The organism is Shewanella waksmanii (assembly GCF_043643685.1).
GTDB classification, from domain to species: domain Bacteria; phylum Pseudomonadota; class Gammaproteobacteria; order Enterobacterales; family Shewanellaceae; genus Shewanella; species Shewanella waksmanii_A.
The window spans coordinates 1-18607 of sequence record NZ_JBHZSN010000002.1; the positions used below are offsets into that span (position 1 = coordinate 1).

Below are 18607 nucleotides of genomic sequence, written 5' to 3' on the forward strand. Positions count from 1 at the left end.
AAAATACAAAACGCCCGATGAAGTTCATCGAGCGTTTTAAACTGAAAAAGTGTCAACCTATTTCAGGACTAGTCAATGCTTTATAAATTAAAGACGGTCAATCACAGCTTGGGTGAAATCAGTTGTACCGTGGGTACCACCTAAATCACGAGTTGTGCGATCACCTTCTTCAATAACAGCTGATACTGCATTTCGAATGGCTTCTGCTTTATCAGCCATACCCAAATACTCAAGCATTTGGATAGAAGCTAAAATTACTGAAGTTGGGTTGGCTAAGTTTTTGCCAGCAATATCTGGTGCGCTGCCATGTACGGCTTCAAAAATAGCGGCGTCTTTACCGATATTTGCACCAGGTGCCATACCTAAGCCACCAACAAGACCGGCACATAGATCCGATAGAATGTCACCAAACAGGTTGGTGGTTACAATCACATCGAAATTTTCTGGGTTCATCACCAGCTTCATGCACGTTGCGTCAACAATCATCTCTTCAGTGGTAATATCGGGATAGCGCTCACTGACTTCACGGGCGACCTTCAAAAATAGTCCAGAAGTCGACTTCATGATATTGGCTTTATGGACGATAGTGACCTTTTTACGGCCTTCTTTACGCGCGAGTTCATAGGCAAATGTGGTGATTTGCTCGGCACCTTGGCGGGTAATAATACTGGTTGCTTCAGCGGTTGCACCATCATCTGAAACGGTTTGGCCTAAACCTGAATACATACCTTCTGTGTTTTCACGTACGGTAATAATATCAATGTTGTCATAACGTGCTTGGGTTCCTTTAAAAGAAAGAACCGGTCTAACGTTAGCGTATAAGCTAAAGATTTTACGCAAGGTTACATTGATAGAAGTAAAGCCTTCACCCACAGGTGTGGTTAATGGACCTTTAAGAGTGATACGATTTTTTTCAATCAATTCTAAGGTGCTTTGCGGGAGTAATTCGCCTTGTTTCTCTAGTGCAGTTAGACCAGCATCGGCAAATTCATAGTCGAAGTTGCAGCCAGCTTTATCGAGAATCTTTAATGCTGAGTCGATAATGCTAGGTCCAATTCCATCACCAGGAATCACGGTTATAGTTCTTTTTGACATGGAGAGTCCTTCCACGGTTGGTCGTTACTGCTATTGCCTAACCATGTCATAGGACATGGTATTAAAGACTGTGAAATTTATTATTTGTCGTCCCATACATTTTAAACACTTTTAAACACTTTTCACAGAAAAAGGTGAGCAATCTCACGTTTTTTTCTGTAGGGTAACTTGCAATAAATGACGCTTATCACCATGATTGTTCGTTAAAGGTTAAAAAAGACGACTTTAGTCTAATACTTACAACCTAAGCGGATTAACCATAATAACAAAACGGGGAAGACCTTGAAGCCATTATCATTCGCGACATTGGCGGTAGTCAGTGCCAGCATATTCAGCCCTCACTTGCTTGCAAGCAATATAACCCCTCAAACTGTGATGCAGTTTGAGTCTCTTAAAAAGCCAGTTATTTCTGCCGCCGGCAACACGCTTGCTGTTGAAGTTGCCCCCGATCGCGGTGACAGTCATGGCTTAGTGAAAACGCTAACATCTTCGCAACAATTTAATATTGAAAACGCCTCTAAGCCAAAAATAAGCCGAGATGGTCGTTTTGTCGCATTTAAACGCGATACCTTATTGCTTACCAAAGAAACGGCTAGCGATAAACAAAAGAAGAAACTTAAAGCTGGCATGGTGTTACTTGACACAAAAACCGGTAAAGAAACTAGTTTTGAGCGCGTTAAGTCATTCGCCTTCAATGATAAAGGTAGCCATTTAGCAATTTGGTTTGAAACCGATGACGATAGCAAAGCCAACAAAAAGTCGACTGATGAAGAAAAGCAGGCTGAAAAAAAGCCTAAAATAGATAAGTTTGATAAAGGTAGTCGTTTTACCTTGTTGACGCTGAGTGACATGCAGCAACAACAATTTGAGCATGTAACCGACTATGCGTTTAACCGCGTTGGCAGTCACGTCGTTCTGGCTAGCAATGATATTGTTAACGGCAGTCATCAAGTGCACTTAGGTGATCTTAAAAGCGGTAAAGTTCAATTGGTCAAAAGCTACACTGATCAGCAGATCGGTGAAGTCTCAGTCAGCGAAGACGGTTTGCGTATCGCTCATACATATGGCGCAGTCAATGAAGAGCCATATGGGCGTGAGTACCAATTAGCTATCTATTATGTTAGTGACGACCGTTGGTTTACCGTTGCTAATTCAGATGAATGGACGTTAAATCGCTACAGTGAAGTGAGCTTCTCTGACGATAACAAACGCCTATTCTTCGGTCGAGTACCTCAAGTAAGTCAACAATTGAGCCTACCTGAAGTCAAAGGTGCGGCAGACTTGCTTGATAGCAAAGTGATCACCGGTCAGCGAGATCTTGTTATTTGGCATGGTGATGATCCTCGCATCAAACCTAATGAAATAGAGCAATATGATAAAGAGCAAAAGCGCACTTATTTAGCGGTACTGCACTTAGGTAGCAATAATATTGTGCAGTTAGCCGACCAGCAGGTGCCAGATGTTAGCTTAGATCAGCAATCGCGCTTTTTATTGGCTAGTTCAGATATCCCGTATCGCAAGATGATTACCTGGGCTGGTTTTTATCGTGATTATTATTTGATTGATATTAATACCGGGCGAAAAATTGCGTTTTTAAGTCAACAACCTTCTTCGGAAAAACCCACTTTGTCGCCTAATGAGCGCTTCGTTGCTTATTATCAACAAGGGGATATCTTTTTATACCAAATAGCACAAGACCGCCGAGTTAATCTGACGAAGTCTTTGAAAACTCAGTTTAGCGATGAAGACCATGATTATCCGTCAATGGCGCCAAGTTATGGCTTTGGTCCTTGGTTAGAAGACGGCTCTGGATTGATAGCCTACGACAAATACGATGTATGGCAGTTCAATACAGACTCTTTTGATGCATTTAGCTTAACAGCCAAACAAGGGCGTAAAGCTCAAATTCAATATCGCGTGGCTGGGCTGTATGAAGATAAACAGTCGCCAGCAAAGCTAAAGCCAGGACAGAATGTGTTACTGCATGGCTACAATGAGCGCACTAAAGCCGATGGCTTCTATCAAGTTAGCCTAGGTGTGAGTGGCGTTAATCAGTTAATGGCCGGTGAGTATAAACTAACACCCCTTGCAAGGGCGCAGGACAGTGATGAGTTTGTGTTCTCTAAGCAACGTTACGATCTATTCCCGGACCTTTATGTGGGAGATGTCTTAGCACCGCAAAAGGCCAAGCAACAAACCGATTTGGATGCCCAGAAAGATAATTTAAATTGGAGTCATGCCGAGCTGGTAAGCTGGGCTAATGCAGACGGTAAGCCACTTGACGGTGTATTGATCAAACCGACTAACTATCAAGAAGGTCAACGTTATCCAGTACTGGTGTATTTCTATCGTTTTATGAGCGACAGGTTACACGCCTTCCCGCAAATGAAGATCAACCATCGTCCCAACTTCGCATGGTTTGCTGATAACGGCTATGCGGTGTTCTTGCCGGATATTCGCTTTGAAGTTGGCTACCCGGGCCCTAGCTCAGTACAAGCACTAAACTCTGGTGTACAAAAGCTAATTGATATGGGTATCGCCGACCCTGAAGCCATTGGTATTCAAGGCCATTCGTGGGGCGGTTATCAAACGGCTTTTGCTGTAACACAAACCCATATCTTTAAAGCCGCTGTGTCGGGCGCGCCGGTATCGAACATGACCAGTGCTTACAGTGGCATTCGACACGGTAGTGGACTGGCGCGACAGTTCCAGTATGAAACAGGGCAGAGCCGAATAGGTGAAAGTTTGTTTAAATCACCTCATAAATACATTGAAAATTCGCCAGTATTTTATGCTGAACGTATTAAGACGCCAATGATGATCATGTTTGGTGATAAAGACGATGCAGTGCCCTGGGAGCAAGGTGTTGAAATGTACCTTGCCATGCGCCGTGCTGGTAAAGATGTGGTGTTGTTGCAATATGAAGATGAACCGCATCACTTGAAAAAATACCCTAACAAGCTCGATTACAGTATTCGCATGATGGAGTATTTTGACCATTACCTTAAAGGTAAGCCTGCACCGCAGTGGCTACAACAAGGTGAAGCGTATCAAGAGTATAAAAAAGCAGATTAATCAATAAACTGCTAAAACAAGCCGAGCCATATAGCTCGGCTTTTTTGTGCTTGACTTCCAGTAAAGGTCACGGCAATTTAGTGTGTTTAGAAAAACAAGAGTGCTTAAGTAGATGGCAGTGCTTAAGTCGATAGGAGTGCAAGACGTTATGGATGATATTCGCGGCCCACATGTTCGCTTTCCGCCACCTTTGATGTTTATCAGTATGATCTTTATTGCTATGGCGATGGAACTGGTCATCCCTTTAGGGTTTAACCTTGCTGAGCCCCTCCACTACATAGCGTTATTGTTACCGTTAGTGGGCTCAATCGCCTTACTCAAAATAGCGATAAACTTTCGTCAGAAGTCGACCCACATTGAACCTTGGAAACCCACATCAACCATGATTGTTGATGGCATTTATGGCGTGAGTCGTAATCCCATTTACCTATTGTTTTGTAGCTATCCGATCGGTATTGGGTTTTTTATGGGCAAAGGTTGGGTGATTCTCAGTACCATACCGTCATTGGTATTAGTGTATAAATTTGCTATTGCGCCTGAAGAGCGTTATTTAGCCGCCAAGTTCGGTGAGCAATATCACCAGTACTGTCGCAAGGTACCGCGCTTTTTGCTATGGTTTTAGTTTAAATGGCAGCGTTTCTGCACCGCAATTTTGCAGTGCAGTGACAAATCAGGGGCTATTGGGTCGACTCTGCGGCGGGAGTTGCAGCGGTTACATACTGATTATAGGTATCATCGCCCCAAGCTATCAGTTTATTGTCTTTAAACAGCAGTGGCGTACATTCATCTCGGGTGGTTTCACCGTCAGACTTGGTATGGTGGGTGCGGTAAAATAGGACTTGTAAGCTGATACCTTGGCTCATTTTGGCTTCACTGAAGTCAGCTTTGCCGAGCAACTGGCGGATCTCATCAATAGTTTGACCTAAGGATATTTCAGTGAGCTTGGCTGCATTATAGGCCTGCCTGTCTTCCCAATCCATTTCATCTGGGGTTGGTTCATAAACTAATACCACCACGGCCACAAATGCTAGGTAAGCGGCAAAAATAGATCCAATAATGACTGGCGCTTTTGATTTCATATCAATCAACAATCCTTGAGCGTGCTAACACGTGTTATCCGTGTGTTAAGTATTTTTTAATGAGTGATTCTACACTGTCTACTGTCGTTACCTAGATAAGATAACCAGATTCTGGCGCTGGGTAAACGTGATATAAGTAACTTAATGTTTACATTTGCTGTTGTCTTTACTCACGCGGAACTGGCTAAGGTTTACCTGTAGCGGTATATCAGTTTGTAATTGAACAAGTTTATAGCTCAATCTTGCTAGCTGTTTCCCCGCTTGTAATTTTTTGGCCTGCTTAGCACCGATATTGTCGATTGACGCATAAATATTTGCCAAGGTGCGATAGGTGCGAAGTAACTCCATGGCTGACTTGGGGCCAATTCCCGGCACCCCAGGCACTTTATTGCCACTATCACCAGCAAGGGCTAAGTAATCGATAAACTGGCCATGGTCGACACCAAGTTTGCTTTCTCGTTCTGCTATGGTTATCGGCGCCTGAGCAAAATGGTCCCATTGACTAATTTGCGGATGAGTTAATTGGGTAAAGCCTTTGTCGGTAGAGACAATAATCGCTGCCCCTTTGGCCTTTACCAGCTTAGTTGCCAGGGTGGCAATTACGTCATCGGCTTCACTGTCCGCATCTATGGAAAAAACGCCATCGTCTGCCAAGGCACCTTTGATGTGACTGAGGTTGCTTTCCAGTGCCGCAGGCATAGGTTTGCGATCTTTTTTATAATCTTCAAATAAACGCTTGCGCCAAGATTCTTGTTTACCATCCCAAACGATAACGGCATGGCTAGGGTGATGGTATTTTATGAGTTTTTGGCAAGCGCTGCTTAATCGCTGCGCTAGCCCATCAACATGGGAGTCATCTTTTTGGGCGGCGTGCATCCGCCGCACCAAATTGAGACCATCAATAATCAACAGGGTGTTCATTGGGTTAAGCTTTTATCCTTTATTGCTATCCATTAAGTAATGATGCGATAGCAAGGTTCGTAGTCACTACCAGGTAGCTTCATTCTTTGCTGATCGACAAAGGCTTGCAATAGTTCATCCATCATCGCCATTAAGGTTTTATCGCCTTTTATTTCAAATGGGCCATGGGTTTGAATTGCCTTAATGGTATCCATTTTCACATTGCCGGCTACGATACCAGAAAATGCCTTGCGAAGGTTAGCGGCCAGTTCAGCTTTATTGTCTTGAAAGTGCAAGTTCAAACCATGCATAGCTTCATGACTGGGCTCGAAAGGCAGTTGAAATTCTGGCTCAATTTTCAACGACCAATTGTATTGGTATGAGTCGCCGCTTTGCTTACGATTAGTTTGAATTTCATCAAGTCCATGGCTCATAATCCGCGCAACTCGAACCGGATCGTCAATGACAATTTCGTATTTTTGTTGCGCTTGTGGCCCTAGGGTCGCCGCAATAAATTTATCGATTTTATTGAAGTAATCGGCACTGGCTTTTGGCCCGGTTAGTATCAATGGAAAAGGGATATCTTGATTATCTTCGTTAAGTAAAATACCGAGCAAGTACAGCAATTCTTCAGCGGTACCTGCGCCACCGGGGAAAATAACAATACCGTGCCCCATGCGCACAAAGGCCTCTAAACGTTTCTCGATATCGGGAAGAATCACCAGTTCGTTAACTATCTGATTTGGAGGCTCAGCGGCGATAATGCTCGGTTCGGTGAGGCCAATATATCTTGCTGTGGTAATACGTTGTTTAGCATGGCCAATGGCTGCACCTTTCATCGGTCCTTCCATTGCGCCTGGCCCACAACCGGTACAGATATCATGGCCGCGCAGACCTAGCTCATAGCCTACTTCACGGGTATAAAGAAACTCATTGTCGTTAATACTGTGTCCACCCCAACAGACGACGATGTTGGGCTCTTGCCGCGGCATCACCTTGGCGTTTCTTAAAATATCAAACACCACATTAGTGATATGGCTTGGGTTGGTAAGGTTGATATGTTTAAGGTTCTCGTAACGGTCGTTGATATAAACAATGTCCCTTAACACCGCAAATAAATGTTCTTGAATACCGGTGATAATCTTGCCATCAACAAAGGCGGCTTCTGGTGGGTTAGTCAATTCTATCTTAATGCCGCGCTCGCGCCTGAGCACACGGATATTAAAATCTTGGTATTGGGAAAACAGGTTTTCGGCATTATCGCTGTTAAGGCCAGAGGCGAGCACTGCTAATGAGCAGCTGCGGTATAGCTGGTATAAATCACTTTTTGCGTTTTGCTTGAGGCGATCGACTTCCAGTTGAGAAAGTTGATCCATACTGCCTCGGGGACTGATGTTCACTAACATAGCAACTCCTTAGTAGAGCGGCGTGCAGACCCTGGGAATGATGAAAAATCGAATTAAATTGTCTGCCGCTTATACGTCAATAACCACTCTATCTCTACTTTCGTGTTTAGCTTTATACAGGGCTGCGTCGGCTCTCTCAAATGTTTCGTTGATGAGCTCATTATCCATGATTTGCGCAGCACCTATAGATACTGTAACTGTAATTCGCTGATTTTTAAACTTAAAGGGAATATTTTTCACCTTTTCACGAACGCGGTTTAGCAATTGGTCTATGTCTGTTGCTGAAACGTCAGGAATAAGCATGACAAATTCTTCGCCGCCATAGCGAGCGACAAATTCAGTTTCACGGAGCGAATTTTTCAATGCCATTGAGATGACTTGCAAGGTTTTATCACCCGTGCTGTGGCCGAAGGTATCATTGATGGATTTGAAGTGATCAATGTCAGCAACAGCGACCCAAAGTGGATTTTTGTGACGCTGATGATTACGGTATTCTTGCTCCATACGCTCTTCTAATGCAGCGCGGTTAGGCAGTTGAGTTAGGGTATCAAGCAGGTTGAGTTTTTGCTGCTCGAATAAACGCTCTTTATAGGTATTGGCCTCGCGGCTGAGCTCATTGAGTTCAGTACGCATGGTTTCCATCGATTTACGCAGTAGCGCTTGCTCTCTTTGCTCAAGGGCTTCTTTGCGACCAAGGGCGGTGCGCAGTGAGGCAAGGTGTTCGGTTATCTGTGATTTGAGGCTATGAATATCATCGATATCGATAATGGCGTCACCAACATTATCAACACGACTGTTAATTTCACGATTTAACTGCTTTTTGAGCTGATAACTGCGTTGATTATTGTTGTATGAATCACTGACTACTTCACGTACAGCAGATAGGGCATCATTAAGGGCATATAAGAACTCTTGTGATGCGGATTTTTCTAGCGCGATATTCTCAAGTAACAGGGTTAAAATAGTTTGGTAAGCGTCGATTAAACTCTCAACTTCAATATCATCGGTTAAGGTATCTTTGACGACAAGTACTTGGTCGCGCTGATCTTTACGAAATTCAATTTCGGAAATCATCTGTGCTAGTTCATGGGCTAGCTGTCTGTGCTTGGGAAGAATGGTGAGTTTGTCGCCTTGTCTCAATTGCTCTTGCAGTATGGCGTCATAAAAGCCAACTAAACGTTCAACTTTAGGGATGTAGTCCCAAAAGGTATGAAATGGTTTAGCCAGTTCTTGTTTAAAGTAGTTTATCTCTTTTTTGAGCTGCTCTGGTGCAGAGTCGACCCGTTGAAGCTGGCGAATGACTTTTGACAAGCTGGTGCGACCATCTTCAAGTTGCACCATCACGTGGTTGTACTGTTTTTTGAGGATCTGTTCGACTTCAACTAACTCTGGTAATGCCTCTTCGACACGATCAAACCCACCCAACTTGTGGCGTAACTTGGCCAGTTTATTGTCCAGCTCCAGGCTTTGTCCTTTACAGGCAAGGCTTAGGTGACCAATGAACTGCAATAACGACGCTAGCTTTTGATTATTATCTTCATTCATCTCCTCTAGTGCGGCACGTGCTGAGTGCAGCTTTTGTTTGAGGAGCGTTATTTGCGATATGTTAGCTGTCGTGTCCTTCATGTTTACCTTTGTTTTGGCGCCCTTGTGTAAAGATCGATATGGATGGTTTACCAAAGTTTAACACTTGTCATGTTAGCGCATAAATTGCATGCTGAAAATTAGTATTTTATCGGCAAGATTATACGCTAACTTTAACTAAATTAGGCTATCTACATCAATATCTTGATGGCTTTTCCATCTTGGCCACACAATTGTGTCTTTATCACCATTGCAAGTGACCTTCAATAAGCCCCGAGCTATCGCTTTTTCCAAGTGTAAGTATAGCGGAGATGTGAAAATAGCCACTGGGGTAAAATTAAGTGGTTTAAAGGTGACATAGTAATCTTGGCTATTGCCTAAACTCTGCGCGCCAGCCAGTACCATTTGCAACGTGGTGAAGTAAGTTTGTGGCGAAAGCTTGGCATTTGGGTTGTCTAGCAGCGGCAGGTGTAACACGCCCAAATGAAGGGGGGAATCACCGTGATGTGCCGTGATAGCAGTACGAACTTGCTGTAATAGGGCTTCGGGTTCTATTTTCTGCTCGGTGCATAGGGCAAATAAGCCGGGACGAATAACAAACACTTGCGCACCTGTTTGCTCAGCAATAGCCTGGCGTTGGTTAGCCAGCATATCGCTGTTGCAACTAAGCCCTTGGCTAAGATCACTATTAAGCTGTGAGGTTAATGACAAGCAAGCGATGGTTGTGGGTTTATTTGGCAAGCTGACTTGGGCAATAAATCCTCGGTATCCAGGCAGTTCGCTAACCGGCTCTTGCTCAATTAGTGAGGTTAAGTGCTGCTCGCGTTTTGCCAATTTATTGCGTCCTTGGCGCTGATTGAACAGGGTTAGCAGGCTAAATGCCAAAATCAAACTGATTACTGTTAGCGCGATTTTTGTTTGCTCTAAACTCGATTGGCTATCTTTTTGTTTACTGTTTAATTGATTGAGCTCTAACTTTAATTTTTGCTCGGTTAAGGATGCGGTTTGATTGCTGTCTTCAGTATTTGTCTGTTTACCGAGCGCATTAGTATGACTCAGTAGCTGCCCGATAATTTCTAACGTAGTCTCTATTTCACCAAGGTGTTTCAGCGCGTTAGCACGATAAGTGAGTGCTTCAATTTGCTCTTCCAGCAAGTCTTGTGAAGTTGCTATTTCATAGGCTCGTGCAGAATGGGTATCAACCAATTGCCATCGGGCGGCACTTTCTGCCACCTCAGATACCAGTAAATCACTATAGACTAGATAATGATGGCTTTTACGTTGTACGAAAATTTGGTTCGACTCTTTTAACACTTGCAGCGCTAATTCAGTTTGGCCGTTGTTAAAATAAGCTTCGCCTAAGTTATGGTAGTTCAGTGCTTGAGCAGTAAGATTTTTTCTTTTTACATCAAGTTGGTGGGCATTAAGGTAGTAGTCAATCGCTTGATTCCATAACCCTTGCTCGCCATACACCATCGCAATGACAGTCATGGCACCTGATACATAGTTATCATGCTCTAAGCGAGTAAACTCTTCTGCCGCCTTATGGGCATAATCAAGTGCTTCATCCCACGAGCGCAAGTCACGGTATACCCTTGCTAGGCTTAGCTGCAGTTGCGCTTTTAGATAAGGTTTGTTTAGTTGCTCCGACAAACGAATGGCTTCAGCATAATGCTGCAGAGAAAGGGTGAGCTGCTCGGTCTTATTGTAATAGTGTCCCATCGCTGCTTCAGCTTTCGCTATCAAGTAACCATTTTTCAATTGATAGGCCAATTGACGGTACTGGTTTAAATGATATAGCGCCTGATCGTTTTGGCGCACAATACGATTGAGGTCACCGAGGTGTTGATGGATGGTATGTTGCAGCAATAAAGCATCTATATCTTTAAGGTTTTCAACTTTATTCAAGGCTTTGTTGTAGTGCTCTATGGCGTTTGGGTAGTCCTGACTATTGCGGCCAGCGTAGCGACCTTGTAAGGAATAGAGATAGCCAAGGTCATATTTATTGTGAGAGATAATCTCCAGCAATGTTAAAAACTGCTGCGCTTGCGGCAATTTGTTTTCAACCCGCACACCATTGGCTAATAATAGCCGAGTGGTAAGCTGTAATTGACGGGTTAACTCTTGTGCGGTAAAGCCTTGGGACTCGGCAATTTGGTTAAACTCTTGCTCACTGTTAAAGCTGATTGGTAGCGGCAATGATTGGGTGATCTCTTGATACAGTTCACTTGCAGATTCACGGAGCTTTACCTCGGTGGCAATATTGTCCGCCGCTATAGTTACCTTAGGCAGCAGGAGTATGCTGAGTAACGTCAGAATGAATAGAGAGCGCATTGATATAGGGTTACCTACCCATGTTAACTGGGTTTGTTAATTTATTATTACTTATAAAGGCTATTTTTGCCGATACACGATATACTTCTGGCACTTTTCCCTAACAATAATAACAGAAGGAAGCCAGAGTGAAACTAGCTGCTGTCTTGATTTTATTTGTAACTGGGCTTTTTAGTGTCAACACTCGTGCCCAAGTTAGCTATCACATTGATTTAACTGAACCTGAACATCACTTAGCTCAAGTGACCGTGTCGTTTCCTAAAGCCGATAGTGAAGTACTTGATATCAACCTGCCAGTGTGGCGTACCGGTAAATATCAAGTACTGCCACTGGGCGATGTTATTCGCTATTTCACTGCTACAGATTCACAAGGTCAACCACTTGATTGGCAGCGCACAGCCAGTGGGCAATGGCGGGTTCAATTGCCTGAGCCAACGGCGGTGACGGTCAACTATCAAGTTTATGCCAATAAATTGGGGCAACGAGTATCACATATCAATGACAGTCATGCTTATCTTGATGCCAGTGGTGTGTTTGTTTATAGCCCAAGTTATAGAGATGAACCGCTACAAGTGGATTTAACCGTTCCGAGTCATTGGCAAAGTTATTCCGGCATGATCAGCGGTCAACAACCACATCAATTTAAAGCGTTAAATTATGACGTGTTAGTGGACTCACCCATAGAAACGGGCATTAGTCAGCATCGCCAATTTAGTGCAGATGGCCGTGACTACGAGCTTGTTGTTTGGGGAGAGGGTAATTATAACCTTGATGATATGGTTAAGGATTTAACGGCGTTGAGTGGTCAAGCAAATGCGATTTGGTCTGATTACCCCCTTGAGCGTTATGTTTACATGGTCCATGCAACCAGCGGCGCAAGAGGCGCTACGGAGCATTTAAACTCGACGGTGATTCAACGGCCGCGTTTTAGTTTTCGTGAGCGCAAAGATTATTTAGGCTTTATCAAAACGGCATCTCATGAGTTTATTCACACCTGGAATGTCAAAGCGTACCGCCCACAAGGACTCGTTCCCTATAATTATCAGCAAGAGGGGATCACTGAGCTATTGTGGATTGCTGAGGGGTCAACCAGTTATTTCCAAAGCCAGTTGCTGTTGCGAGCAGGTGTTATAACCGCAAAGGAGTTTTTGGTTGATCTGGCAACAAGGGTTGAATCTAGTCTGAACACTCCAGGTCGTGCCGTGCAGTCTATTGCTCAGGCGAGTGCTAACCAATGGGTATCTAGCGGCGGGGATTACGCTAAAAATCACAGTGCCAATATTTACTCTGAAGGATTTATTGCGTCTTGGGCGTTAGATTTTTCCCTGATAAAAGACACTAAGTTGCAGCGCTCTTATCGAGATGTGCACCAAGCATTATATCAACAACATCGCATACCGCTGGGATACAGTGTTGAGGATGTGCAAGCGATTTTGCAGCAAGTCAGTGGCAAAGATTATCAAACTTGGTGGCAACAACATATCAATCAACCTTTAGTACTCGACTATCCCAAATTATTAGCGCAAGCGGGATTAGCGATTAGCTATAGTGATGAAGAGCAACAAGTCGATGCAGGCTTTACTGCTAGAAGTGGTAGTTTAGTTCTGGAGCATGTCGCATTGCATGGGCCAGCGTGGAAAGCGGGTATTGTTCATGGAGATGAGATTATTGCTATTAATGGTTTGCGCGTTACCGCCAAGGGGTTAAAGCAACGACTTGCTGACTTTAAGGCGGGTGATAGCATTGATGTATTGCTGTTTAGTGATGATAAGCTCAAACGTGTTAGCTTGCCATTAGGGTCAAAGCCCAAAGGCGATCTTAAGTTAGTGAGTGTAGATAACCCCAGCCGTGCACAAAAAGCGTTTTTTAAAGCTTGGGCGGGCATTGATTGGCCATTTGATAAAAATGGTGAGCTGTAATTGACTAATTTAAAAGTAGCCAATAAAAAACCACCGTTAAGGTGGTTTTTTATTGGTGTGTCAGTTTGCAGTTATAAACTGTCTTCTAGTCCACCTAGGACTTCAACTAAAGAGTTCATTAATGCAATCAATTCGCTGCCCATCAAAGCAAAGTCAGCATCTAATCGTGCGATGGGGTCATCATTACCCACATCATCATTGCCAGCTCGGAACTCTTCAGAGAATTTCAATCGCTTAATACCAGCATCAGATTGCAATACAAAAGCGATAGACTGACCAAAATGCAGTGCAAGCTTGTGGACTTGTTTACCGACTTCTAAATGCGCAAGTACCTCTGCCTCAACCAAACTTTGCTGTTTGAATTTAACGATGCCGCCTTCATCTGAGTCTGACTTGAGCTCAGCTTCATCTTGCATTTCAAACGGTGCAGGCGCGTGATTATCTTGCAGCCATTGGGTCATTTGAGTTTCAATTGGGGTTTTAAAGCTTAAGGGGATAACTGGCAAGCTTCCCAGTGCTTTACGCAATAAGGCCAGTAACTCTTCCGACTTAGCGGCGCTTGAACTGTCCACCAAAATCATATCAATTTCAGGCAAAATTAGTGCGTGGATCTGACTTCTGCGAGAGAATGCTCTTGGCAGTAATGTCGTGGTAATTTCTTCTTTTAAGGCGTCTTTCTCTTTTTTGGCAAGCTTGCGGTCTTCTTCAGCTTCTAGTTGCGCGACTTTTTCTTCAAGTGCTTCTTTAACAACCTGAGCTGGCAGAATCTTTTCTTCTTTAGTGGCGCAAATCAAATGGCGGTCGTTGGCACTATGCACTAGTGCATCACCATGTTTTCCAAGGGCTTTAGAAAAGCCGAACTTGCTAATGTCTTGGCTAGAGCAGGGAGAAAAAGTGAAGTCTTGTAATGATTTCTCTAGCGCTTCTGTGTCGACAGAGAAAGGTTTATTGAAACGGTAAACGGTGAGATTTTTAAACCACATAACAGGCGCTCAATCAAAAATAAAACGGCAGTGTATGCCATTGTGAGTCCTCGGTAAACCATTAGATAAATACAAATATATGTTATCAAATTGATAATTCATCAAACTGTCATATTTTTTGTGACAGCCTGAAAGCCCAGTTGCAGCGCGGTTTTGCGCTGATGGTAATAACAAATTTGCAACAGTTGTGACTAATTTAGCATTTAATTGAAATAAAACTGCAATATTTTCGATGCACACTTCCGGCCGTCCAAACCAATAACCAGACGAAGTAAACGTCGAAAGGATTAAATGATGAACGCTTTTTGTAAAACTCTACTAGCCTCTGCTCTTGCTACTGCGACTCTTGCCTCAGCACATGCTGCAGATCCTCTTACAGTTTACGGCAAATTAAACGTTACAGCGCAATCAAATGATGTACAAGGCGACTCTGAAACGACAATCCAAAGTAATGCCTCTCGCCTAGGTGTTAAAGGTGCGTTCGAACTAAGCAGCTCACTAGAAGCTTTCTACACTATCGAGTATGAAGTTGATACTGGTGATGATGTAAAAGAAAACTTTAAAGCACGTAACCAGTTTGTCGGTTTACGTGGTAGCTTCGGTGCGGTTTCTGTAGGTCGTAATGACACCATGTTGAAAAAATCACAAGGAAAAGTGGATCAGTTCAACGATTTGTCAGGCGACTTAAAGAGCCTATTTAAAGGCGAAAACCGTCTAGCACAAACGGCGACTTATGTGACGCCTAAGTTCAGCGGTTTTCAGTTTGGTGTGACTTACGCCGCGAGTGGCGATGACGATCAGCTTGAGCAAGATGGCTACAGCTTAGCAGCAATGTACGGTGACTCAGGTCTGAAAAAATCACCTATCTATGCATCGATTGCTTACGATTCAGATGTTAAAGGTTACCAAGTTGCTCGTGCTACCGTTCAAGGTAAAATCGCTGGCCTTAAATTAGGTGCGATGTACCAGCAAGAAGAAAAAGTGTATACAGTCGATGAGGGTGTTGTTAACCCATTTGACGGTGATAGCTATTCAGGTTACCTAGTGAGCGCAGCTTACGCTATCGATGCTGTAGTGCTAAAAGCACAATTCCAAGACATGGAAGACAAAGGGGATTCTTGGTCAGTGGGTGCAGACTACAAACTAGGTAAGCCAACTAAGCTGTTTGCTTTCTACACTGCACGTAGCTACGAAGGCAAAGACCAGAATGATAACTTCATCGGTCTAGGTCTTGAGCACAAGTTCTAAATTGTTTTAAATCATAAACAATAGTGATTAAAAAGGAGGCCTTAGGCCTCCTTTTTGCTATTTAAATCTTCAAATTTATGACATTTATTCGGTCATTATGACAATATGCTCGATGTCGATCATAATTTTGTAATAAAACTGACCAATAATAACGGTGAACATATTCACTGATAAAATTCACTGATAGAAGATCGCAATATGACTGCTAGGATATTAATTGTTGAAGACGAGTTAGCCATCAGGGAGATGCTAACATTTGTATTGGAACAACACGGCTTTACCACCACCGCAGCGGAAGACTTTGACTCTGCATTAGACATGTTGTCTGAGCCTTATCCAGATCTTGTGTTGTTAGACTGGATGTTCCCAGGGGGCAGTGGTATTCAATTGGCGAAAAAGCTGCGCCAAGATGAATATACCCGTCATATTCCGGTCATTATGTTGACCGCACGCGGTGAGGAAGAAGATAAAGTTAAAGGCTTAGAAGTGGGGGCTGATGACTACATTACTAAACCTTTTTCCCCCAAAGAGCTTGTTGCTCGTATTAAAGCTGTGATGCGCCGCAGTGCACCGACAGCGCTTGAAGAGCCGATTGATGTACAAGGTTTAGTGCTTGACCCTGTGAGCCACCGTGTGACCGTGGGTGAGCAAGTATTAGATATGGGCCCCACCGAGTTTAGATTATTACACTTCTTCATGACTCACCCTGAGCGTGTTTATAGTCGTGAGCAACTGCTTGATAACGTTTGGGGAACCAACGTTTATGTTGAAGATCGCACCGTCGACGTCCACATTCGTCGTTTAAGAAAAGCGATTGAACCTTCAGAGCATGACCGTCTAATTCAAACTGTTCGCGGTGCAGGCTACCGTTTTTCTACCCGTCTATAGCAAATGAGTAGGCACAGAATCGCTTTTAGTTTACTCTGTGCCTGTTACTCATATTGGTTACCCTATGTTTGATTCGTATTCTGGTTATCGACTGCTGTCGCGGCTTTTTACTGTGCTTGCAGTGTCGCTATTAGTCGGGCTATTAGTTGGCAAAGTATTGTGGGTGATGTTGCTGGCCTGTATTGCATTGCTAGTGTGGCATTACCGACAAATATCTCGGCTTAACTTCTGGTTATGGCGCGACAGACGATTAACACCGCCTAATGGCAGTGGCAGTTGGGAAGGTATCTTTAACGGGATTTATCGCCTACAAGGTAAAAACCGTAAAAGGGTGTCGCAATTAGCATTCTTACTTGGACGCTTTCGGCAAGGGGCTGAGGCGTTACCTGATGCGGCTGTCGTGTTAGATGCCGAGCATAATATCATTTGGTGTAATAAGTTGGCGCAATTGATGTTGGGGCTAGTGTGGCCGCAAGATAATGGCCAACGCATTGACAACCTGCTGCGTTACCCTGACTTTTCTAAATACCTTAAAGATAATGATTATGACGAACCATTTGAATTAACGGATGGGCATACTGATGGTCGCGTGCTTGAGATCCGCATTATGGGGTATGGTGCAGGACAGTCGCTGCTGATTGCCCGTGATATCACGCGGGTGCGTCAACTTGAGGGAATGCGCAAAGAGTTTGTTGCTAACGTATCCCATGAACTCAAAACCCCGTTGACGGTACTGCAAGGTTACCTTGAGATGATGCAAGGCATGGCTGAGCCCAACTCGCCGAATGTTAAAGCCATGGAGCAGATGCAGCAGCAAACGAATCGCATGCGCTCAATGGTTGAACAGCTATTAGTGTTATCGCGCATTGAAGACGCTCAAGGGGTCAATCTTGAAAATAAGGTCAATATGACTTTAATGATGGAAACCTTGAAAGAGGAAGCCAATGCCTTGTCCCTTGATCGCTACACCATTGATGTTAAGTTCGAGGCAGATTTGGACATTTATGGTAATGAACTACAACTGCGTAGTGCATGCACCAACTTGGTTTCAAATGCGATACGTTATACTGAACCTGGTGGAACTATCACCATCGCTTGGCAGCGCGTTCCCTTGGGCGCTAAGTTCAGTGTTACCGATACGGGTGAGGGGATTGCACCGCAACATATTAACCGCTTAACTGAACGCTTTTATCGGGTCGATAGTGCTCGTTCAAGACAAAATGGCGGTACTGGTCTTGGCTTAGCAATTACAAAGCATGCTTTGAGTCATCATCAAAGTGAATTGCAAATCAGTAGCCGATTAGGTGAGGGAAGTTGTTTTAGTTTTATTATTCCTAACCGTTTATTGATCGGAGAAGACGCCAAAGACAGTGTTGTGGGTGAAACCAGCTAAGCTCAGCGTTTGCAAATTTGCAGAACATAGAATTTAAGCGGCCAAAGGGTCGCTTTTTTATGCTTAGTGACTGACCTCTTTGCCACTCAATACTTTTTACTGAAGATCCGTTTATTGAAGAGCTGCTTTGTGAAGAAATAGCCGTATAAAAAAGTGACTGTGACATTTGTTGTAAACCAAGTAATACCAATCGGCATAAGAAAGTGCTCTACTCAGAGCTATTTTTGGCAAACTAGTTCGAGACGAATAACTTAAGTAATAGTGGTTCTATTGGGAAGTTATTCAACGAAGAAGTAGGCAGCCAAAAAAGCTCCCAAAGGGCGAGTTTTAGCACTTCTGATACTGTGTAAACGAACTTGAACGTAGAGTAACTATGCCCTTCATTCGTTGCCTTGTCTCAGAAGCGCTAAACTCTCGCTGAGCGATCACATCTTTATGCCGATTGGTATAAGGATTTAGTTAAGGCCGGTGAGGGTGATGGCTAAATAAGAGTTAATGCCACTTTGGGGTTGCAAGGAACGTCAGTTTAATAAGGCGGAATTTTTGCAGAAATTTGACGAAACACGGCAGGTTTTCGTTATCAAATGAGCAATAACGCCAAAAATAACCGTTTTTAAGTGAAAATATCGCGCTTTGTCATTTAAGTGTCACATCTTGGTCATAGACTTGTCACTGTTGCGATTGATACTAGCTGCAACTTAAT

Annotated in this window: 13 protein-coding genes; 6 read left to right on the forward strand and 7 right to left on the reverse strand. The window is 43.6% G+C overall.

The genetic code is table 11. The features are described 5' to 3' along the window. Positions 1-87: 87 nt before the first annotated feature. A complete protein-coding gene (locus ACHUFW_RS02860; RefSeq protein ID WP_394200496.1) occupies positions 88-1095 on the reverse strand; it encodes an isocitrate dehydrogenase in 1008 nt (335 codons plus the stop codon). A 282-nt stretch (positions 1096-1377) separates the two neighbouring features. Between ACHUFW_RS02860 and ACHUFW_RS02865 the strand changes: the two genes are divergently transcribed. Both ACHUFW_RS02865 and ACHUFW_RS02870 read left to right on the forward strand, forming a co-directional pair. Beyond that, positions 1378-4170 (forward strand): alpha/beta hydrolase family protein, encoded by a 2793-nt coding sequence (locus ACHUFW_RS02865; RefSeq protein ID WP_394200497.1) that lies wholly within the window; start codon positions 1378-1380, stop codon positions 4168-4170. 112 nt (positions 4171-4282) lie between these two features. Continuing rightward, a complete protein-coding gene (locus tag ACHUFW_RS02870; protein ID WP_394200498.1) occupies positions 4283-4792 on the forward strand; it encodes a methyltransferase family protein in 510 nt (169 codons plus the stop codon). A 55-nt stretch (positions 4793-4847) separates the two neighbouring features. Here ACHUFW_RS02870 and ACHUFW_RS02875 read toward each other — a convergent pair whose 3' ends face one another. The 5 genes from ACHUFW_RS02875 to ACHUFW_RS02895 form a co-directional block, all read right to left on the reverse strand. Next, positions 4848-5249 (reverse strand): DUF3192 domain-containing protein, encoded by a 402-nt coding sequence (locus tag ACHUFW_RS02875; protein ID WP_394200499.1) that lies wholly within the window; start codon positions 5247-5249, stop codon positions 4848-4850. 141 nt (positions 5250-5390) lie between these two features. Then, complete coding sequence (gene xni, locus ACHUFW_RS02880; RefSeq protein WP_394200500.1) at positions 5391-6170, reverse strand: flap endonuclease Xni; 780 nt, start codon at positions 6168-6170, stop codon at positions 5391-5393. A gap of 32 nt (positions 6171-6202) precedes the next feature. Further along, the gene (gene ppnN / locus ACHUFW_RS02885; RefSeq protein WP_394200501.1) at positions 6203-7555 is read right to left on the reverse strand and encodes a nucleotide 5'-monophosphate nucleosidase PpnN; all 1353 of its coding nucleotides are present in this window, start codon (positions 7553-7555) and stop codon (positions 6203-6205) included. A gap of 69 nt (positions 7556-7624) precedes the next feature. Then, positions 7625-9181, reverse strand: a complete 1557-nt coding sequence (locus tag ACHUFW_RS02890; protein ID WP_394200502.1) for a GGDEF domain-containing protein — start codon at positions 9179-9181, stop codon at positions 7625-7627. Between the two features lie 135 nt (positions 9182-9316). Continuing rightward, the gene (locus tag ACHUFW_RS02895) at positions 9317-11473 is read right to left on the reverse strand and encodes a tetratricopeptide repeat protein (protein ID WP_394200503.1); all 2157 of its coding nucleotides are present in this window, start codon (positions 11471-11473) and stop codon (positions 9317-9319) included. Positions 11474-11601: 128 nt separating this feature from the next. On the opposite strand from ACHUFW_RS02895, the gene ACHUFW_RS02900 reads away from it, so the two are divergent. After that, positions 11602-13392 carry a M61 family metallopeptidase gene (locus tag ACHUFW_RS02900; protein ID WP_394200504.1) on the forward strand — a complete coding sequence of 597 codons (1791 nt, stop codon included), beginning with the start codon at positions 11602-11604 and terminating at the stop codon, positions 13390-13392. Between the two features lie 71 nt (positions 13393-13463). On the opposite strand, the gene rdgC is transcribed toward ACHUFW_RS02900, so the two are convergent. Further along, the gene (rdgC, locus tag ACHUFW_RS02905; protein ID WP_394200505.1) at positions 13464-14375 is read right to left on the reverse strand and encodes a recombination-associated protein RdgC; all 912 of its coding nucleotides are present in this window, start codon (positions 14373-14375) and stop codon (positions 13464-13466) included. 291 nt (positions 14376-14666) lie between these two features. Here rdgC and ACHUFW_RS02910 point away from each other — a divergent pair, with 291 nt between their 5' ends. The 3 genes from ACHUFW_RS02910 to phoR all read left to right on the forward strand — a co-directional run bounded on the left by ACHUFW_RS02910 (position 14667) and on the right by phoR (position 17904). Further along, entirely contained in the window at positions 14667-15623 is a 957-nt protein-coding gene (locus tag ACHUFW_RS02910) for a porin (protein WP_394200506.1), read from the forward strand. 198 nt (positions 15624-15821) lie between these two features. After that, complete coding sequence (gene phoB, locus ACHUFW_RS02915; protein WP_394200507.1) at positions 15822-16511, forward strand: phosphate regulon transcriptional regulator PhoB; 690 nt, start codon at positions 15822-15824, stop codon at positions 16509-16511. A gap of 64 nt (positions 16512-16575) precedes the next feature. Beyond that, positions 16576-17904, forward strand: coding sequence for a phosphate regulon sensor histidine kinase PhoR (gene phoR, locus ACHUFW_RS02920; RefSeq protein WP_394200508.1), 1329 nt, complete (start codon positions 16576-16578; stop codon positions 17902-17904). Positions 17905-18607: the final 703 nt, after the last annotated feature.